This is a genomic window from Novosphingobium sp. SL115 (assembly GCF_026672515.1).
In the GTDB taxonomy this organism is placed as follows: Bacteria; Pseudomonadota; Alphaproteobacteria; order Sphingomonadales; family Sphingomonadaceae; genus Novosphingobium.
Genome location: NZ_JAPPRG010000001.1, coordinates 104,278 through 121,204, shown reverse-complemented (window position 1 = coordinate 121,204; position 16,927 = coordinate 104,278). Strand labels below are relative to the sequence as shown.

10 protein-coding genes and 1 pseudogene are annotated in these 16,927 nt (G+C 60.4%); 6 read left to right on the top strand and 5 right to left on the bottom strand.

Going from position 1 to position 16,927, the window contains the following annotated elements; translation table 11 throughout:
- Positions 1 to 289: 289 nt before the first annotated feature.
- Together OVA07_RS00550 and OVA07_RS00545 are read right to left on the bottom strand one after the other, a co-directional pair.
- Positions 290 to 727, bottom strand: coding sequence for a DUF4402 domain-containing protein (locus OVA07_RS00550; RefSeq protein WP_268169698.1), 438 nt, complete (start codon positions 725 to 727; stop codon positions 290 to 292).
- A gap of 149 nt (positions 728 to 876) precedes the next feature.
- Positions 877 to 1,629, bottom strand: a complete 753-nt coding sequence (locus OVA07_RS00545; protein ID WP_268169697.1) for a DUF4402 domain-containing protein — start codon at positions 1,627 to 1,629, stop codon at positions 877 to 879.
- A gap of 1,224 nt (positions 1,630 to 2,853) precedes the next feature.
- Here OVA07_RS00545 and OVA07_RS00540 point away from each other — a divergent pair.
- From OVA07_RS00540 to OVA07_RS00520, 5 genes and pseudogenes are all read left to right on the top strand, one after another.
- Positions 2,854 to 3,099: a hypothetical protein gene (locus OVA07_RS00540; RefSeq protein ID WP_268169524.1), complete on the top strand. Its 246-nt coding sequence runs from the start codon at positions 2,854 to 2,856 to the stop codon at positions 3,097 to 3,099.
- Positions 3,100 to 3,138: 39 nt separating this feature from the next.
- A complete protein-coding gene (locus OVA07_RS00535) occupies positions 3,139 to 3,498 on the top strand; it encodes an antitoxin Xre-like helix-turn-helix domain-containing protein (RefSeq protein WP_326493080.1) in 360 nt (119 codons plus the stop codon).
- Positions 3,495 to 4,234, top strand: a pseudogene (locus OVA07_RS00530) (RES family NAD+ phosphorylase). Before OVA07_RS00535 ends, OVA07_RS00530 begins: the two are co-directional and overlap by 4 nt.
- 243 nt (positions 4,235 to 4,477) lie before the next feature.
- A complete protein-coding gene (locus OVA07_RS00525; protein WP_268169522.1) occupies positions 4,478 to 5,590 on the top strand; it encodes a hypothetical protein in 1,113 nt (370 codons plus the stop codon).
- A gap of 1,160 nt (positions 5,591 to 6,750) precedes the next feature.
- Positions 6,751 to 9,759, top strand: coding sequence for a carboxypeptidase-like regulatory domain-containing protein (locus OVA07_RS00520; protein WP_268169521.1), 3,009 nt, complete (start codon positions 6,751 to 6,753; stop codon positions 9,757 to 9,759).
- 1,200 nt (positions 9,760 to 10,959) lie between these two features.
- Here the strand turns inward: OVA07_RS00520 and OVA07_RS00515 are convergent.
- Complete coding sequence (locus OVA07_RS00515) at positions 10,960 to 11,139, bottom strand: hypothetical protein (protein WP_268169520.1); 180 nt, start codon at positions 11,137 to 11,139, stop codon at positions 10,960 to 10,962.
- A gap of 344 nt (positions 11,140 to 11,483) precedes the next feature.
- Between OVA07_RS00515 and cas9 the strand changes: the two genes are divergently transcribed.
- Positions 11,484 to 14,714, top strand: coding sequence for a type II CRISPR RNA-guided endonuclease Cas9 (gene cas9, locus OVA07_RS00510; RefSeq protein WP_268169519.1), 3,231 nt, complete (start codon positions 11,484 to 11,486; stop codon positions 14,712 to 14,714).
- A gap of 92 nt (positions 14,715 to 14,806) precedes the next feature.
- Here cas9 and OVA07_RS00505 read toward each other — a convergent pair whose 3' ends face one another.
- Both OVA07_RS00505 and OVA07_RS00500 read right to left on the bottom strand, forming a co-directional pair.
- The gene (locus OVA07_RS00505) at positions 14,807 to 15,034 is read right to left on the bottom strand and encodes a hypothetical protein (protein ID WP_268169518.1); all 228 of its coding nucleotides are present in this window, start codon (positions 15,032 to 15,034) and stop codon (positions 14,807 to 14,809) included.
- A gap of 646 nt (positions 15,035 to 15,680) precedes the next feature.
- Complete coding sequence (locus OVA07_RS00500; protein ID WP_268169517.1) at positions 15,681 to 15,947, bottom strand: helix-turn-helix domain-containing protein; 267 nt, start codon at positions 15,945 to 15,947, stop codon at positions 15,681 to 15,683.
- Positions 15,948 to 16,927: the final 980 nt, after the last annotated feature.

Genomic DNA, 16,927 nt, shown 5'->3' with positions numbered 1-16,927 from the left:
ATGGCGCACACCCCCGTGTGCAGACCCCGTTTCCCTGCGAGTGCAGTTCCCTGATGGTCAGGAGCCCTGTCGCATTGGGGTTAATACCTAAGGTCGGTTAAGGGACTCTTACCGCTGAATTTGCACCATATGATGGTTAACGACTGTCTGTATCCTATCAGAATCTGAAGACTTGCCTCTGAAATACAGGCATTTTATTGCCTGACACAGGTCGGGCGCCAATGACAAAACCCGGCTTGAACGGCGTGTTGCCGACGAAAATTTTTGTGGTTTTTTGCAGGATCAGCGGTCAACCGTAGGTGACGATCACCTGAACGACGGCACGATAGTCTGCAGCGGGAAGTCCTGCGGGCAGGTGCAAGGTGCCGCCGATCCTGAAGCGATCCAACCCCTGGGTGTCGAGCTGGCCAAGGCCGCTTGCCGATGGCTTGCTGTCGCTGACGCATTGCAACTGATCGACGATCAGGGCAACGGCGGGGCCACCACCGGGCTGTGCAGATTGTCCGGTAGCCAGAACCTGTTCGGGTATTTCGACCCGGTAGGCACGTCCTGGTTCGCCTTGGACTAAGAACAGCGCCGGGTGGGGGATATTGCATGCGTCGGGCAAGCAGGCTTGCTGTGCGCCGCCTCGATAGATGACGCCGCCGGTGTTTCGGACAGTGACGGTGCCGGCGCTCTGGTTGGCAAACACAGCGCCGAAGGCGAGGTCCTGTTCGCGGGCGACCACCAAGGGAGAGACGATCTGGGCACTGGCACTGCCAACCGCCGTGCTGCTTGTCTGGGCGAGAGCAGGGGAGGTGGCAAGCCCCGCGGCTGCTATGACCAGGCAGGGGAGCTTGGCAGCTGAGCCGGTGCGCGCGCGCGGTGCAGGCATTTTCAGTAGACGTCGAGCAGGATGGCAGAGGCGGCGAGCGGGACAACCAGCTGGGCGCCCCCTGCCGTGCGTGACAGGTCGAGCCGTCCGCCGATTCTGATAGTGCGGCTGCAACGTCTTTCACGGCAATTGGCAAGCGTGAAGGTCGCCAATGCGCCACCGGTTGCTCCCGAGGGCGTTCTGGCATCGCTTTCAAGTTGAGACAATTGCCCCTCCACTGCGCCAACCCTGACCTTCTGGTTTGCGTTCACGACCAGTTGAATCACGACGTTGATCGTCCGATTGCCTTCATTACCACGGTCATAGGTAACCGTGAACTGTGCAGGTCCTACCGGGTCATTCCCTATCTGAAACACGCCGCTGTCCTGCACGGTTCCGCTTGAACCGATCGTCCGCGATCCGGCGGAGGGAACCAGCAGGGTACCAAACCGCAAAGGCAGATCCGACGTCACGAGTATTTCTGGAGTTTTTGCGTGACTTGTGGTGCTGTTCAGCAAGGCGATCCCGAGCATGCCTGCCGCAAATCCGATCAAGGAGGCGATGCCGGCGAGATTGCGCGCGCGCTGGCTGATCCGGCCGAACGCATGTGCAGCCGGCAAGCAGGCAGACGATGCGATGGCGCCCAACCGGTACAGTTGCGACCCGGTCGGCCGAGGCAAGAGGTGCCGGAACGCAGCCAAGCTATCATACCCGGCCTGCAGGAATAAGCGTTCAACTCGCATGGCAAGAACGGTCCGGATCTGCGGGTGTGACATCAAGCATTGGTCCCCACGTCTGGAAATGCCGGCGCGAGGCAAAGCCTATCATGGAATGGTGTGGCATTTACATCAAGATTTGGGAATCCGGGTCAGAAATCGTGACCGAATGCTGTCAGCTTCAACTTTCGTGCAGGAGCGGCCTGGTCGCTGCGCCACTGGCGCTGCCGCCTGTGGGGCGCTGTCGACTGTGGGCGACCGGGCAAGCAGGGGCTCGCAAGCAGCGTTCCGGGCAAGGGGCAAAGCCGGTGCAGGCCTGCGCCGTGCTCGGTCCAGCCTGTCCTTGAAATACTGTTCGAAAGGGGGCTGGCGCCTTGCAGTTCAAGGGAAGCGGGTATGGCCTTGGCAAGAGACGCCAGATTGTCTCGGAAACAGATCCAACTGTCATTGTGATAACATCGTGTGCCGATATGTTTGGCTTTGGCTGCTTGGGGCGTGAGATTGGAGGCTGGAGTCCAATGGGTCGAGTGTTGTGCTGGATGGGATTTCACCGTGCCTTCCGCCACAAGGTGCGCTGGGCCGGGGGGCGACAGATTTCGAAATGCCGCCGCTGCGGAATCGGCTTGGTCAAGGCAGGCAAGTATACCTGGCAGCGGGCCGCGTAGGGCCCGGGGCAGTGCCGAGGCAAGTCCAGACCTGCCCCGACGGTGTTTTGGCATCACTCTGGCGGGATGACAGCTGGCGTGATCGTGTGCGCCTGTCGGAATTCTTCGGTTGTGACCGCCTGTTCCTGATTTCATGGCGGTGATTTCAATCAGGCCAGCCCCCATATCCAGGCGAGGTTGTCATCGCCGGCATAACGCGCCTGTGCAGGCTCATGCGGGACCTTGCAAAGGTCGTGCAATGTTTGAAGATGCTGCGGACAACCATCTGGACGTGGGTTTGCTATCTGCTAGATCCTGGTCCCAGCTGTATCATGATAGGTCTTAGTTGCAGCTGGACTTCGATTTCTGAAACAGTAGGATGCAGGTTCCGATATTGCTGTACCTAAAGATGTTGCAGCTGGACCTTTGTGTTCTGACGAAATGAGACGGTGAGGCTGTGATATGTCTTTCCGTCTCATTTTGCGTTGGCTCCTGAAACTGTTCGATCTGTGCATGGGGCTCCAGAACACCGCGCCGGCGTGGCACGTCTGACGACTTTCTACGCCCAGCGCCCCGACTGGGCGGCCCTGTTTGTCCCGATCGTCGCGTCCCTGGAAGCCATCGAGCAGCAATCGCGCATATGCAATCACGTCTCGATGAGCAGGCAAAGGCAGATCAAGGCTGCGTTCGGCTCATGAATGCTCCCGGCGTTGAACCGATCGTCGCGCGCACCTCTTCCTCGACCGGGGGAGATCCACGCCATTTTGCCAGAAGCGACGATGTCGGCGGCGATGCCCGGCTTGCAGCGAGCATGATGGCCAAGGTCGGAATGGCAATGTTTGAGCGATATGATGCCATATGGAGAAATGCCATGCTGGCTCTTTAGCCTGTTGATACCGCCGCAACCGCTTTTCGTCCCGATCCGATTACCCAGGACGAGGCAGCTGCCATGTTCCGGGCAGTCCTCAATCTGTTCGGCAAATGGGAGTTGAGGGACGAGCAGGCGGCAACGCTGCTCGATATGCCGGCTCGCACCTATCGTCGCTGGAAGTCGGAGGGCCTTGGGCGCGTTTCGCGCGATGGGCGCGCGCGTCTGTCCAATCTCATGGGTATCCACAAGGCGCTCCGGATTATCTTCTCGGAAGGCTCGCGAGGCTATGCCTGGATCAGGGCGGCCAATGACACCTTCGACGGAGCCGGCGCGCTCGCCGTGATGCTCGGAGGCGAACTCACCGATATCATGCGGGTGCGTCGTCGCCTCGACGCCGAGCGTGGTGGCTGGTGAGGGAAGCCGCGGATATCCCCGTTTCCCGAGTGGGGTGGAGGGGCGTCATCAGGATTATCCGCAGTGCCTTCCCGCCGATCGATCTGTTCGAGGACATCGCTGATCCGGGCGACTGGCCGCTGCTGATCTCGGCAGAGCAGAAGACCAATCCCCGCATCATGGCGACGATAGGCAATCTGGATCTGGTTCCTGTCGGCCGCCGTGTTGGCGGCAACGGGGCTTCCTACCTCATGGCGCCATTCACCCATGTCAGCACCGATAGGTCCAGTCGCTTTACCGACGGCAGTTACGGTGTGCTCTATGCCGCTGATCGGCTCGAGACTGCGCTGTTCGAGACAATCCACCACCATGCCCGTTTTATGGGATCGACGAGGGAGACGCCTGGCTGGACCTCGCAGTTCCGGGAGATCGTCATGTCAGTGGATGCTGACCTGCATGATCTGTCATCCCTAGCGGCGCAAACGGCTCCAGCACTGGAGCCTTTTGGCTACGCCGCATCTCAAGCTCTTGCTGTAAACCTGAAGGGGCGGGATCCGATGGCATCGTATATCCGAGCATTCGGCACCCGGGCGGTGAATGCGTTGCTCTCTTCTTTCCTGACTGCGCATCAAATCCTGTGCAGGGGCGCCACCTCGATTACCACTGGGATGGGACAGGCGTTGACCTTGTCCGCGATGCCGGATCGGGCGCTGTTTTTCGGATTGTCGATTTGCCAAGCAATGACGCAATAGAATGACGGAAAAGGAAGTGTCGCTCCTTGAGCCCACATACCCTGCTTCGGATTTGCCTAACAAGAGCTGCGATAGACTTCGGCTCTGATCTCAGCTGGTGGAAAGCCGGGGGGGCGCCTCACCGGATGGTCCGTCAGCCCTGTCACTCGAGTCGCTGATGCATTTGCCACAAAATACGCTGAACCTATGGATATCCTAGGTGTTTGTGCGTAGAACAATGCGCGGGACCGATGTGGTGTGGGGCAAGTGTGCAGCGATTTTTCTTTAGCTTGCTGACCGGCTGTCGCCGGGCGCAGGATCATGTTCTTGCAAATCAAGACTTTTGCCGGGGCTGGCTGTCTGGCAAGGGCAAATCACGGCAACTACGGGGCCCTGACCGTAGTTTCACGATGCTGGTTGCTGCAGGACTGGTGGCAACAGGTGTTCCGGCGTTCGCGCAAGGCATGTTGGCGCCTACCGACCAAAGTGTGCCGGTTGGCCAAGGCGGCGACCGGCAGGCGGCGCAGCGAAACGGTCAAGCCATCGGGCAGGCCAGCTTGCCCCAAGCAGCTGGCGGCCAGGTCCCCGAAGGTGCAGTGGGCGGGATGGGAGATGTCAATCTCTATCCGCGAAGAGTGGTCATGAGCGGCCGGGACAGGTCTGCCACTGTCGGGCTCTACAACCGCGCCACAGCCAGTGGCGACTACGACATCACCATTGGCGACATGATGATGCAGCCCGATGGCCGACTGGTCGATCTGGCAAGTGTAAAGGATCCGGTGCTTGCGGCAAAGGTCCAGTCGGCAAGTGCTCTGCTGCGCTGGTCTCCGCGCAAGCTGACTTTGCCTGCCAGTGAAGCCCAACTGGTCCGGATCATGCTGAGGGTGCCGCAAGGATTGCCTGACGGTGAGTATCGTGCCCATTTTTCCGCGGTGTCGATCCCGCCGGTGTCGGAAGGCTTGACGATCGAACAGGCTGCAGGCGGGGAAGGCGATGGCGTGGGGGTGCAGATCGTACCCAGGTTCGGTATTTCGATACCGGTAATTGTTCGGGTCGGCGAAACGAGTGCGACTGCCGGTCTCAAGGATATGCGCATCGAGCAGGGGCCGCGCCCACTGCTGGCGCTGACCATCACGCGCGAAGGCACGCGCTCGGTATTCGGGGACATTGTGGTGTCGGCACCTGGTGCCAGAAAGCCTCTAGCGGAGATAAAGGGGATCGGTGTCTATACCGAGCTTGCCGAACGAATGATCCAGATCCCGATCGATCCCGCGCTCGATGCAGCGTTTTATGCACCGGGGGTCAAGCTTACTGTCACTTATCTCGATGACGATTTTGCGCCGGGGCAGGTTCTGGCAAAAGCTGATTTCATCGTGCGGTGATATTGAAAGATCCTGGACGGAAAGTATCTGTACGAAAGGCACCTGGACGACTGGCGCGTTATCTGGGGCAGGGCCATGTCGGGGCAGCCGGCATTGGCGGTTTGCTTGTCGGCATCTGGCTGTTGGGTCCAGGCCAGGGCAACAATGAACAGACCGGCGGGCCGGACGATCTCCCGCCTGATCCATCACCGGGCGAGTGGGCCGGAACCGGGCTGGCTCGGGCGCTTCCAGCTCCGGCATTTTCTGCCGCTACGCCCGAGGAGTTGATATTGGCAGGCGTTGGCAGCAACGCTGCTGCGACCGGCAAAAGCCATGGCCGTGGTCATGACCAGAATCGTCGCGACCACAATCGTGCGGGACATGGTGCATCGAGTGCGTTTTTTCCTGGCGCAGGTTCGCAGGGTGTCGTGGCGAATGCGTCAGGTTCGGCTGGCCGGAAATTCCGGGTTCCGGATCCTCTGGATACGAGCTCACCCAAGCTTGGTCTGCTGCGCGCAGTACCAGCGCTTCAATCTGGGCAGTCCGGAGGCAACGCGCTTGACATCCGACCTGATGTCTCTGGCAACGCCACCTTGCTTCAAGCCACGTCCGCACCAGCAGCCGAAGAGGCAGTTTCAGGCCTGCCGGAACAAGCAGGCCCAGGCCTTGAAGATGCAGGTCTTGAAGATGTGGGCTTGGAAGATGGCAGTGCGGTCAGGCCGGAAGCGCTGGCGATGCCCGCGGCGCCAGGGAAACCCGAAGCAGGGTGCCTGTTGGCGTCACCAGCGATTGGGCACGGGCCCGGTCCGGCACTAGCCACCGACACAAACGTCGGCGCTGCCAGTGTTCTCAAGGTTCGGATGCGCCGCGTGGCGGGCTCTCCTAAACAGCGCAAGCAGAAAACTATCCCTGATCCTGGCCAGTCCGGACTGCCCGGTCGGTGCATCTATAGTCTGCCTCGGCCGTTACCGGCCTCCGGTTCAGGCCTTTGCCAGACGTTGCCAGGTGCAGGTGACCCTCCCGCTCCGGGGCCGTCAGGGGCAGGCGCTGCGGCATCAGACAACGCTCCTGCGCAGGCCGCCGCGGCGGTTTTGCGGCAGGACATGGTTGAGCGGCAGGGCGTTGTGGGTCAGTACAAGGCTGAGCCAGGTCGACGTAACCTGCCTCAGCCAGCGTTCGGCATGGTCGGCACAGAAGGCGCACCGGAGGCAGGGGAGCGACCGGAAACTCCGCCGGCCAGTCCGGCGCGTATCGATGAAGGCTCCGGGCTTGCAAGAGGAATGCCCGGAGCCCGAGCAGGCGGTCAAAATGCAGGTTCACAGGTTGTGGCACCTTTACCGGCGCGCGAAACCATGGCGTCGAATGTATCCGGGCAGGACAACCAGGATCCGAACCTGTTGCAGGCTGGCCTGGCACGTGCCGCAAGGGTTGCCGGTGAGGGGGCTGACAAGGATCGCTTGACCGAGGCCGGTGCTGCCGGAACTGCGATGAAAGGCGGCGTACGGCTGACCGAAACGGAGACTCTCACCGGGCTAGCGCAGGCAAGGTCCCAAAGTGTCGTGCAAAGTCCCGGCGCTTTGCCGGTCCAGGGCTCAGTGGATCCGTTCACTGGTGATGATGAGCTCATTCTGGAATTCAGCACAGCGCGCGGCGAGGTCACCGAAACGATTACAGGCTTTGGGACAAGGGCGGCAACATATCTTCCGCTCGGGGAAATTGCCCGCTTACTCGATCTGGCGCTGGTTGTGAGCGACGACGGAAACTATGCTGCCGGCTGGGTGCTCGATGAGAAGCAAGTGGTCGCGTTGAACTTGCGGGCCGGGAAACTCACTGCCGGAGATAGCGAAAGGACGCTCGGACCGTACGATGCGCAAGCTTTCGACGGTGAACTCTATTTGCGCAGTGATCTGTTTGCATCTTTGATGCCGCTCGATCTCAAGGTCGATCTCAGGGCGCAAAGCGTGACGGTTCTGACGCATCGCCCGTTTCCATTTGAACAGCGAGCCGTGCGCGATGCCGCGCGTGAACGCCTTGCTGGGCGGAGCGCTGGCCGTCCGGACAATGGCTACGTGCGCCAGGAAACGCCTTATCGTGCGCTTGACGTGCCGCTGGGCGATATCGAATTTCGGGCAGTATCCGATGTTGCACAAGGCCGTCGCGGTGAAGCGGACCTGCGGCTGGCCGCCGATTTTGCCTATATGACAGGACAAGCTTATGTCAGTGCCGCGTCGCGCTATGGCCCGACAGCGGCCAGGATCACTTTGGGCCGTCGTGATCCTGACAGCAGATTGCTTGGCGCGTTGCGCGCCAGCGCCTTCGAGATTGGCGATGTGTCAACCGAGGCGCTCGCCATGGGGGTGCGCGGTATCGCCGGGCGTGGGATCATGGTGTCCAACGCGCCGATTGAACGGGCATCGATCTTTGACAGGATCGATCTACGCGGAGAATTGCCGGACGGTTACGAAGCCGAGCTTTATCGTAACAATACGCTCGTGGGATCCACCCGCACGTCGCGCGATGGCCGCTATGAATTCCTCCAGATTCCGGTTGAGTTCGGACTGAATGTCATGCGGGTGGTGCTCTATGGTCCGCAGGGACAGCGGCGTGAAACCGTGCGCCAGGTCAGTGTCGGGGATGGGCGCCTGGCAACAGGTGAATTGCGTTACGGATTCTCGATGGCCCAGAAGGATGTAACCCTGCTCGGCCTGCAAGGTCCGGACTTTGTCCCCGGCCGCGATCACGGCCGTTGGCGGGCAACCGGGCAGCTTGCCTATGGAATCAGTTCTGCGATTACCGCGAGCCTCGGCGCGGCGTGGTATGACAGCGAGACAGGCCGGCAGTGGCTTGGTACTGCAGGCCTCCGGACCAGTCTTGGCAGCGTCGCAAGCCAGGTCAATCTTGGGTTTAATGGTCAGGGAGGCGGCGCGCTCGAAACGCGCCTCGCCGCGACCACGCGCGGCATAGGCTGGACTGGAACTCATACGGAATATCGCGGGCTGTTCAGCGATGAAGTGCGCGCGTTTTCAATCGAGCCGCTGCGCCGCGCGAGTGAAGCCGAGATAACTGCCACCGTGCGCCTGGGCACACCAGGGCAGGGGCTGACCATCCCGGTTGCAGGCCGCATGCGGCGCATTCAATTTGCCGATGGCAAAGTCCAGCTCGACGCATCGCTCCGGGCTTCGACCGTGGCCGCGCACGTGCTGTTGTCTAACACCCTGTCGCTTTCGCGCAGCCAGGCGCCCGGTATGACGGGAACTACACAAATGCTGGGATCCTTCGATCTCAGTTCCTTGTCCGGTTCGCGCACGCGCTTTCGCGCATCGCTGGGTTACGCCCTTGCCCCGCAGTTGCGCGTAACCCAGGGCCGGGTTGAGCTGGATCGAACTTTCGGGCCAAGAACATTGGTCAAGTTATCGGCTGGCCGGACGTTTGACACGCGCGAGACAACGTTGGGGACGTCTGCGGTACATCGCGTCGGGCCGTTTGCACTGGCGCTGGACAGTTCCATTACGCTTCCGCGCAAGGAGCATGCCGTGGTTGCGCGCGTCGGTGTGAGCTTTGGCCGGAATCCGGTTTCGCAATCATGGTTCCTGGCCCAGCCAGGTCTTGCCGCCGGGGGGGCCGTGGCAGCGTCGGCTTTCGTGGATGCAAACGGAAATCAGCAGCGGGATCGGGATGAGGCGCTGGTTGACGATGTCGAATTTGATACAGGGACGCAAGTTGCCCGTAGCAATCGGGCAGGCGTGGCCCTGCTGGGGCAACTCGGCAATGCCAATCGGACTTTCCTGCGGCTGAATGCCGAATCCTTGCCGGATCTTGCCATGGCGCCGGCCGCGCCAGGTTTTGAGTTCGTGCCGCGACCAGGACGGATCCATGTCAGTCAGTTTGCCATCGACACTCTTGGCGAGATCGAGGGCATTGCGGTGTTCGGCGCCGAGCAGCGGGGGGTTTCGGGACTGGTGCTGACGCTGGTCGATGCATCAGGACGTCAAGTTGGACGCGTGCGGACAAGCGGGGGCGGGACATTCCTGTTCGAGCAAGTTCGGCCAGGTACGTATCGTGTGCTGATCGACCCAGGGCAGGCCAAGCGCCTTGCCCTTGTTGCAGGTGTTGCGGACGCGATTGTTCTGGACGGCAAGCAACAGGTCATTCGTGTCACGCTGCCGGTTCACAAGCAGGAAAGCCCGTGACTGGACAAGCCTTGTGGCATTGTTCTCAACAGGGGGTTCTCAACAGGGGGTTCTCAACAGGGGGGTGCCAGGCAGGGGCGTTCCAGACAGGGTCTCCTGGACAGGAGGGATTTTCTGGACAGGTGTGTCCTAGGCAGGTGTGTCCTCAAACGTACTGGGCTGTGAGGCCCGGCCTGAAAACCGCGATTGCAAGCAGGTGCAATCAAGCCACGGCATAGTCGTGATCCCACGACCTGCTGGTGCCATAACGCTGGTGTGTCGCAATACGGGCGCGCCTCCGCAACGGCGCAGTGCAAAAAAAGGCCCTGCCGCAATACGCCCGGAAACCCGGATTTTTACGACAGGGCCAGTAGAAGGGCGTGTGGGGGCACCACAATTAACCCTCCGGGTCGCGTCTACAAAGTGGGCCGACAGGACCCACGTTGTCAGTGATCTATCTCACATTCTGGATCATAAAAACGTTTGATGATAGTGGTTTTTGTCTGTCTGCAGCTCCGTTAGGCGATCCAGCGATGGTCAGAGTCTCTTGGCTTCCTGCGGCACGAGTCGGCAGGGTTTCATGGGGCAATCTCAGCAAAATCTGAGTCTTCCATCAAGCGATGATTGGCGGGACAAGCTGGCCGCTGGAGCAATCGTAAAGCTACCTTTGTGCCGGTCGTCAGGCGAGGTGAGAGGTTGTCTCTCCTGGTTGCCGACAGGCGGGACAGATAGGGATTGAAGGCACAGATACCCGAATATGAGCAAGAGCGCTGCAGGGTGAAGACATTCTGCAACCGGACGAGGTCGCCGCGATGTTGTGGTGGCATACGCCGGGCAGGGGCGCCAAACGGCCAGCACAAGCGTTTGCTTGCGCGCGCAAGACAGCATCCGACGGGTATGGGCCACCGGTTTGGCGAGAGGGTCTTTAGGCACACCGGCAATGCCGGTGGAATTCGGCAGGGGTTGGCCAAGGTACGCATGGCCACGGCGGACATGTTAAGGAAGGGCATGTTCAAGGAACACATGTCCAAAAGGAGCATATCTAAAATACACATGTCCAAGGTGCACATGGCACTGTGGTCTGAGGGCGCGCTGTTGAGCTCCGTGTTCAGTCTTGGCGCCGCGTGTTGCGGGCACAGAGGAAGGAGACGGGCAGGTTTGAGACGCGGCCTGGCACCTGCTGGAAATCGACTTCGGCGACAACTAAGAACCATTGATGCGTCACAGCACCGGCTTGCCCTGCGCACCCGCGCCGGAAATGCGGAACTCCTGTTTGCGGTCCACACCCAGTGGCGCCCGTGCCTTGCCGGGGTGTCCCGCCTGGACCGCGGCATTGCGGACAGGCTGGCCCTTGACGGAAGTTCGACCCGGATCAGGTTCGCCTTCCGGCAGGAAGGGCATGGCGCTGACACAGTCGCGTCCGATCGCTTCCGGCGGGCTACAGAAGTGCGTATTCTGTGGCCATTGGCTACGCTTCCACGCACAGCGGCCTGTCGGACAGGAGATTGTCGAATACCGCGACAATTCCCACGCCGGGCTATTCAAGCTGCCAGGGCCCAAAAAAGTGGGGGCCGTAGCCCCCACCTTATCTGGTGCAATCAAGTCGCTTGTTAACGACCAGACCTGCGATTTCTGAGCCTGCGCTGCTAACACAGCCTTGGCCTGCGTCAAGTGGTATACTATCGGCTGAGGAAAGGCGCAGTGCACCCCCGTCGTGGTGCGTCAACTAGATTGGCCGACCGGAAATGCAGACACGTCTTGGACTGGAAATTGGCGAAAGCAGCATCGGCTGGTGTCTTTTCGAACTTGATGTTCATGCAAACCCGGTGAGTATCCGAGATCTGGGTGTTCGTGTCTTCCGGGATGGGCGCGATCCTCGAAGCCGGCTTCCGCTGGCAGTTGGTCGCCGTATCGCCCGGTCAATGCGCAGGCGCCGCGATCGCTATGTGCAGCGGCGGTCAGCCTTGCTCGCGGCGCTGGCGGACTCAGGCTTGATGCCGGTTGATGAGCAGCAGAAAAAAGCGCTGGCACTGCGAGATCCTTATGAATTGCGTGCTGCCGCACTCGACCGGCCGATTGCATTGCATGATTTTGGGCGCATTCTTTTTCACCTTGGTCAGCGTCGCGGATTCAAGTTCAACCGCAAGGTGGCAAGAGCGGCCGGTGACAAGGAAGATGGAACGATCGCATCGGGCATCAAGGCGCTCGATGAAGCGATGGCGCAATGTTCGGCACGAACCTATGGTGAGTTTCTTTTTCTGCGGGCCAGCAGTGCGCCGAACCAGAATGCCGTTCCCGGCTTGCGCGTCCGGCGAGATCCTTCAGATGGCCGATATGCTTTCTTCCCCGAGCGGCGCCACCTCGAAGACGAGTTTGACAGGTTGTGGGCGGCGCAAGCGGCATTCCATCCCGATGTGCTGCATGCCAAGGCAAGGGCCCGCTTGCGGCGTATTGTTTTCTTCCAACGGCCGTTGCAGTCTATCAAGGAAGGGATGTGCACGGTTTTTCGCGAAGAACCGAGGATGGCATTGGCGCATCCTGCGATACGCGAGCGGTTCCTGCTTGAAGCGGTCAACCAATTGCAGATTGTCAGGACCGGACATGGTGAGCGCGCTCTGAGTATCGAGCAACGCGATATACTGTTTCACAAAATGCGCACAGTGAAGCTGGCCAGTCTTGGTCTTCTGGCAAGATTGATTGGTCTTGCATCCGACCAGCGACTGGCTGTGCCGGGAAGTAACGCTACGAGCATCGCGGGTGATGTTGTCAGTGCCGCCTTCAGTGCCAAGCGCTGCTTTGGCCCACGTTGGGCCCGTCTGGACAAGGCAACGCAATGGTCGATTATCGAGAAGGTTGTCGATGAGGAAGATAGCGAGCGCCTGGTGACCTGGCTGGTGGCCCATCACGGGGTCACGGACGAGGAGGCCGATGCTATTGCGCAGATAGCCTTGCCCGAAGGATATGACCGGCTGGGGAGCACAGCCAACCGGCTCCTGCTGCACGAGATGCGTCGGGCAGTGGTCAGTCCCCGGCAGGCCTACAAGGTGGCCTTTGGCGATTTGCGGCTTGGTGACAAGCGCCCTGGCGGGCATGCCTTGCTACCGTATTACGGAGAAATTCTCGCAAGCGAGATCGTGCCGGGAACACTCGACAGTCGTGACGAGGGTGAACAGCGGTGGGGTCGGGTCAATCATCCAGGCCTGCACATCGCGTTCAATCAATTACGCCGGGTGATGAATGCGATCATCACAAAGCATGGCAAGCCCGATGAGGTCGTGGTTGCTCTTGCGCGCGATCTCAAGGCAAGTGAAAAGGTGAAATCTTATGCTGCGGTGCGGCGGCGGAGCTACATGCGCGCGGCACAGGACGGTTCCGTCAGATTGCGGGAAGCCTCGCAGCCCGATACCGGGTACAACCGGGCGGTGCTCAAGCTGTGGGGCGAGCTCGACGTCGATGCGCAAGGTCCGCGGGGGTGCCCGTTTTGCGGAGAACCGATCGCGCAGGAGGCATTGTTCGGCAATGACATTGCCATCACGCACATCTTGCCGTTCTCGCGTTCCTTCGATGATGGTTGGCCCAATCGCACCGTCGCCCACCGTGCCTGCATACATGCCAAGGGCAACCAGACGCCCTGGGAAGCCTGGGGGCACACGGCGCGTTGGCCGGCGATCATGCGTTGTGTGGAACGGCTCGACCGTTTGCGCCAGTGGCGATTTTCACCCAAGGCGCTTGGTGTCGGCCGGGATGGCGCGGCTGTCGCAATTGCGAAACAACTGACCGACCGTCATTTTTATACCGGGCTGGCCCAGCGCTATCTGGACAGTCTGTATGATGATGTTGGCGCAGTAACCGTAACCCCTGGGCGTCTTACGCCGTTGTTGCGCAGGCTCTGGGGGCTCGACACGATTCTGCCCGATCACGCCAGGGCGGGGTCGCTGAGGGGCGACCTGCCCGAACGGGTGTGGTCAAAAGGGAGTTGGTCCGGCAGCAACTGGCAGACCGATCTGCGTCATCCAGCAATAAACGCGGCAGTTTCCGGATTGATGGCACCCCGTTTTCTCGATGAGATTTGCGAGAGTATCGCATTTAACGAAGCGCGCGGGGAAGGGGGCATTTTTGGAGATGTGCCTGATCCATGGTCCGGATTTCGTGATGACATTGCAGCGCAACTGGGATCGGTCATCGTCAGTCACAAGCCCGATCATGGCCGCATGCATCCGCCGCCGCGGACGCGCGATTCAACCGGTGGTCGTTTGCACAACGATACAGCCTATGGTCTGACAGGTATTGTCGGGGACAATGGTCTGCCTGTGGTCGTTCACCGGATTTCCGTCACGGCGCTCAAGCCTGGCGATCTGGTTGATGCACAAAGAATTGCCGGCGCAGATTTGCGCAGGGCGTTGCAAGCCGCGCTTGCCGGGTTGTCGGGCAAGGCGTTCGAGGAAGGCCTTGCCGCCTTTGCAAGGCACGATCCGGTTTTCGCAGGAATTCGGCGAGTGCGGGTGCGGCAGCCGATGAGCGTGATTGCTGTGCGAGATGCCGAGGAAAATCCTTACAAGGCGTTCAAGGGTGATGCAAACGCGCGCTTCGAAGCGTGGGAACTGCCTGACGGGAAGTGGGTTGGGCAAGTCATTTCGATGTTTGACGATCATCAGCGCGGCTTCGTTGCACCACGGCCTCATCCTGCTGCGCGCAAAGTGCTGGCATTGCGTCAAAACGACCTGATTGCGATAGTTGAGCCGGATGATCCGAAGGCCGCGCTGCGGATCATGCGGGTGCTGAGCTTTGGAAGCGGCGGCCAGGTCCGACTTGCCGGGCACAATGAGGGCGGCGCGCTGCGTGAGCGCGCCTTGTTGCCTCCCGAACTCGACCCGTTGAAGTTGATCGCAATCACGTCCAACGGTCTCAAAAAGCGTCAGGCACGCCAAGTGCGTGTTGATGAACTTGGGGGCCTGCACGATCCTGGTCCGCGGTGATCCTGGAAGACCAAGGCGGGGGCAAGGCAGGACAGCTGGCCGTTGTCAGAGGCGGCACGGCACGATGCCTGGGTCCATCGCAGCGGGCCGGGTCATTCCTCCCATTGAAAGATTTCGGCGCACGGCAGGTCGAGGATGCGGTCGGCTGGGCCATCGATATGCAGTCCTGCCACATCAAGTTTCTGGCGTTGGTCGCCGTAGAGCATGACGGGGGCCTTGCGGATTTCGTCACGGGCCGCGTCTTCACTTTCAGCGACGGCGTAGGCAATGGCCCCGCCGTACAAAATGTTGTGCGGATGGTTCCAGATATAGAGCTTCACACGATGTCCTTCCAGCACTGCAAGCAGGCGCTTGCGAACCGGGTGCTGCCTAGGCGGTAACCACGGCGGCTGTCCAGTCTGGTGCGCGTCGCGCAATATCTGCAATGGCTGGGGCGGCATGCATAGGACGATAGGGCTCTGCATGTTCACGAAAGGTTTCCGGCGTGATCGTAGCCGGGCCGACAAGAGCAGCGGCGCGCGCGAAGAGCAAACAGGTAGTGGCGGTCAATCGCGATGCGTCACTTCATCGGATTGACCGCCACCCAGTTGCCAGGGACAGCGGGAGGCGTTCCCTGGCCTAAGCCGAACCTGATGTGGCTCAATCCTCAGGGGAACGAGGTTTGTGGCCGGCGTGCTGCAGATAGTACGGCAATCGACATCGCGCGCGACGCGAAATAGTGCAGAAACGGAGGAATGTTGCCCCAAACCCAAGGCTGGGGGCAGCGCATGGGCTGGTGCCACACACGAGCCTGGCGCATAAACGGGCCCTTGCCAGGACACGCGATGTTGTACGCCACGCACTGGGGCAGGCATATTGCCGGGCTGGAGGGTTAACGGCCAGCAAGGGTGCGGTTTGCGCGTGTCAGGGGGAGGGCGGTGTCCAGGGGAGCTGGCGCGTGTCACCGCTTGCCCTGGCGTGCTGCTGTCAGTTGCGAACTTCGGACAATTTCTGCCGAAGCCTGGCATTCTCTTCTTCGAGCGCGTGAATTTTGGCCCAGAGATAGATGGCAATAGCTTGCGGTGCACTGCTCGCGCCCATTTTGGCATAAGCCATGCGCCGATGGACGTCGATCGTGCGCAAGGCGATGCCCATTTCTGCCGATATCTCGTCGTTGGTTTTGCCTTGTGCGGCCAGCGCGATCACGCGCTCTTGCTGTGCAGACAACGGCAAGGTTCCGGGGCGTGCGATCATGGCTGCAAGCGTCTCATATAACTCATATAACTTGTGCGGTGTCTCACCACGTCCTTGCAAAAACAAGCCGTCCATTCGCGTCATCGGGCCTGGCTGCAAGACCGTTATGATGCCAACGGAGCAATTCAGACGACATTTTGGGCGACATTGCCGGGCAGGGCCATGGAGGTTGTCGACACCGACAGTATAGTGGAATGCTCGCCAGGACGCTACCTGTCCGCTTGGAAAAATGGCGCACGCGCGGCTTATCTGGCCCAACGGGAAACCTTCTCCATGTCCAGCTTCCTAGCCGAACAGGGCAATGGCCGACATTTCCGCGGCATCCGTCCCTGCCACGTCCCTCCCAGTTCATGGCCTGTTGACAGTCGATCTCTGGTTCTGGTTCAGGGCCGGGCTGGGCAAAAGTCCCCCTGCAAGGGTGCGATCCAGGTCAGGTGTGCCCGGGGCGAACTGTTGGCAGTTTTTGATCTTTTGGTGCCAGCTACTTTTGGGTCGGGTGATGTGAAAATTGTCACTTTTCAAGGCTCTGCCAGATGGTGTAGCGAGGCGGTGACCACGAGGATGGCCTGATTCAGGGCTTCCTCACCTTGGCCCTGCTTTCGTGCCACGTCTGCAGGGCCTTTTTGTTTTCGGGACGTCTGGTCGGCATTGCGCGTTCGATGCCGTTTGTCCTTTCCCGATCTGCCATGCCCGAACCTTCCCAGATTCGACTTTGCCAGAAGAGCCTGTGCGTCTCGTGGCTGCGTGTCTTGCCGGCATTGGATTGAAACAAAGGCGTTTATTTTTCCATTTTCGTGAAGCACCTTCTGAACATTGCTTGGCTGCGAGGAGGTCGCATGTTGAGAATAATGTGTTGGTTGGGTTGGCATCGCCCCAGCCAGAGCAAGCTAAGATGGACGGCTGATCGCCAGACGACGCGGTGCAAGCGTTGCGATGTCCGCCTGGTGCGGAGCCCGCCAGGCGGTTGGCGACGTGCGTCA

Coding starts and splice junctions, on each gene's coding strand:
- OVA07_RS00500 (WP_268169517.1), bottom strand. CDS start 15,947: ATGATCGCACGCCCCGGAACCTTGCCGTTGTCTGCACAGCAAGAGCGC.
- OVA07_RS00520 (WP_268169521.1), top strand. CDS start 6,751: ATGGTCGGCACAGAAGGCGCACCGGAGGCAGGGGAGCGACCGGAAACT.
- cas9 (WP_268169519.1), top strand. CDS start 11,484: ATGCAGACACGTCTTGGACTGGAAATTGGCGAAAGCAGCATCGGCTGG.
- OVA07_RS00515 (WP_268169520.1), bottom strand. CDS start 11,139: ATGCCCTTCCTGCCGGAAGGCGAACCTGATCCGGGTCGAACTTCCGTC.
- OVA07_RS00545 (WP_268169697.1), bottom strand. CDS start 1,629: ATGTCACACCCGCAGATCCGGACCGTTCTTGCCATGCGAGTTGAACGC.
- OVA07_RS00540 (WP_268169524.1), top strand. CDS start 2,854: ATGCAATCACGTCTCGATGAGCAGGCAAAGGCAGATCAAGGCTGCGTT.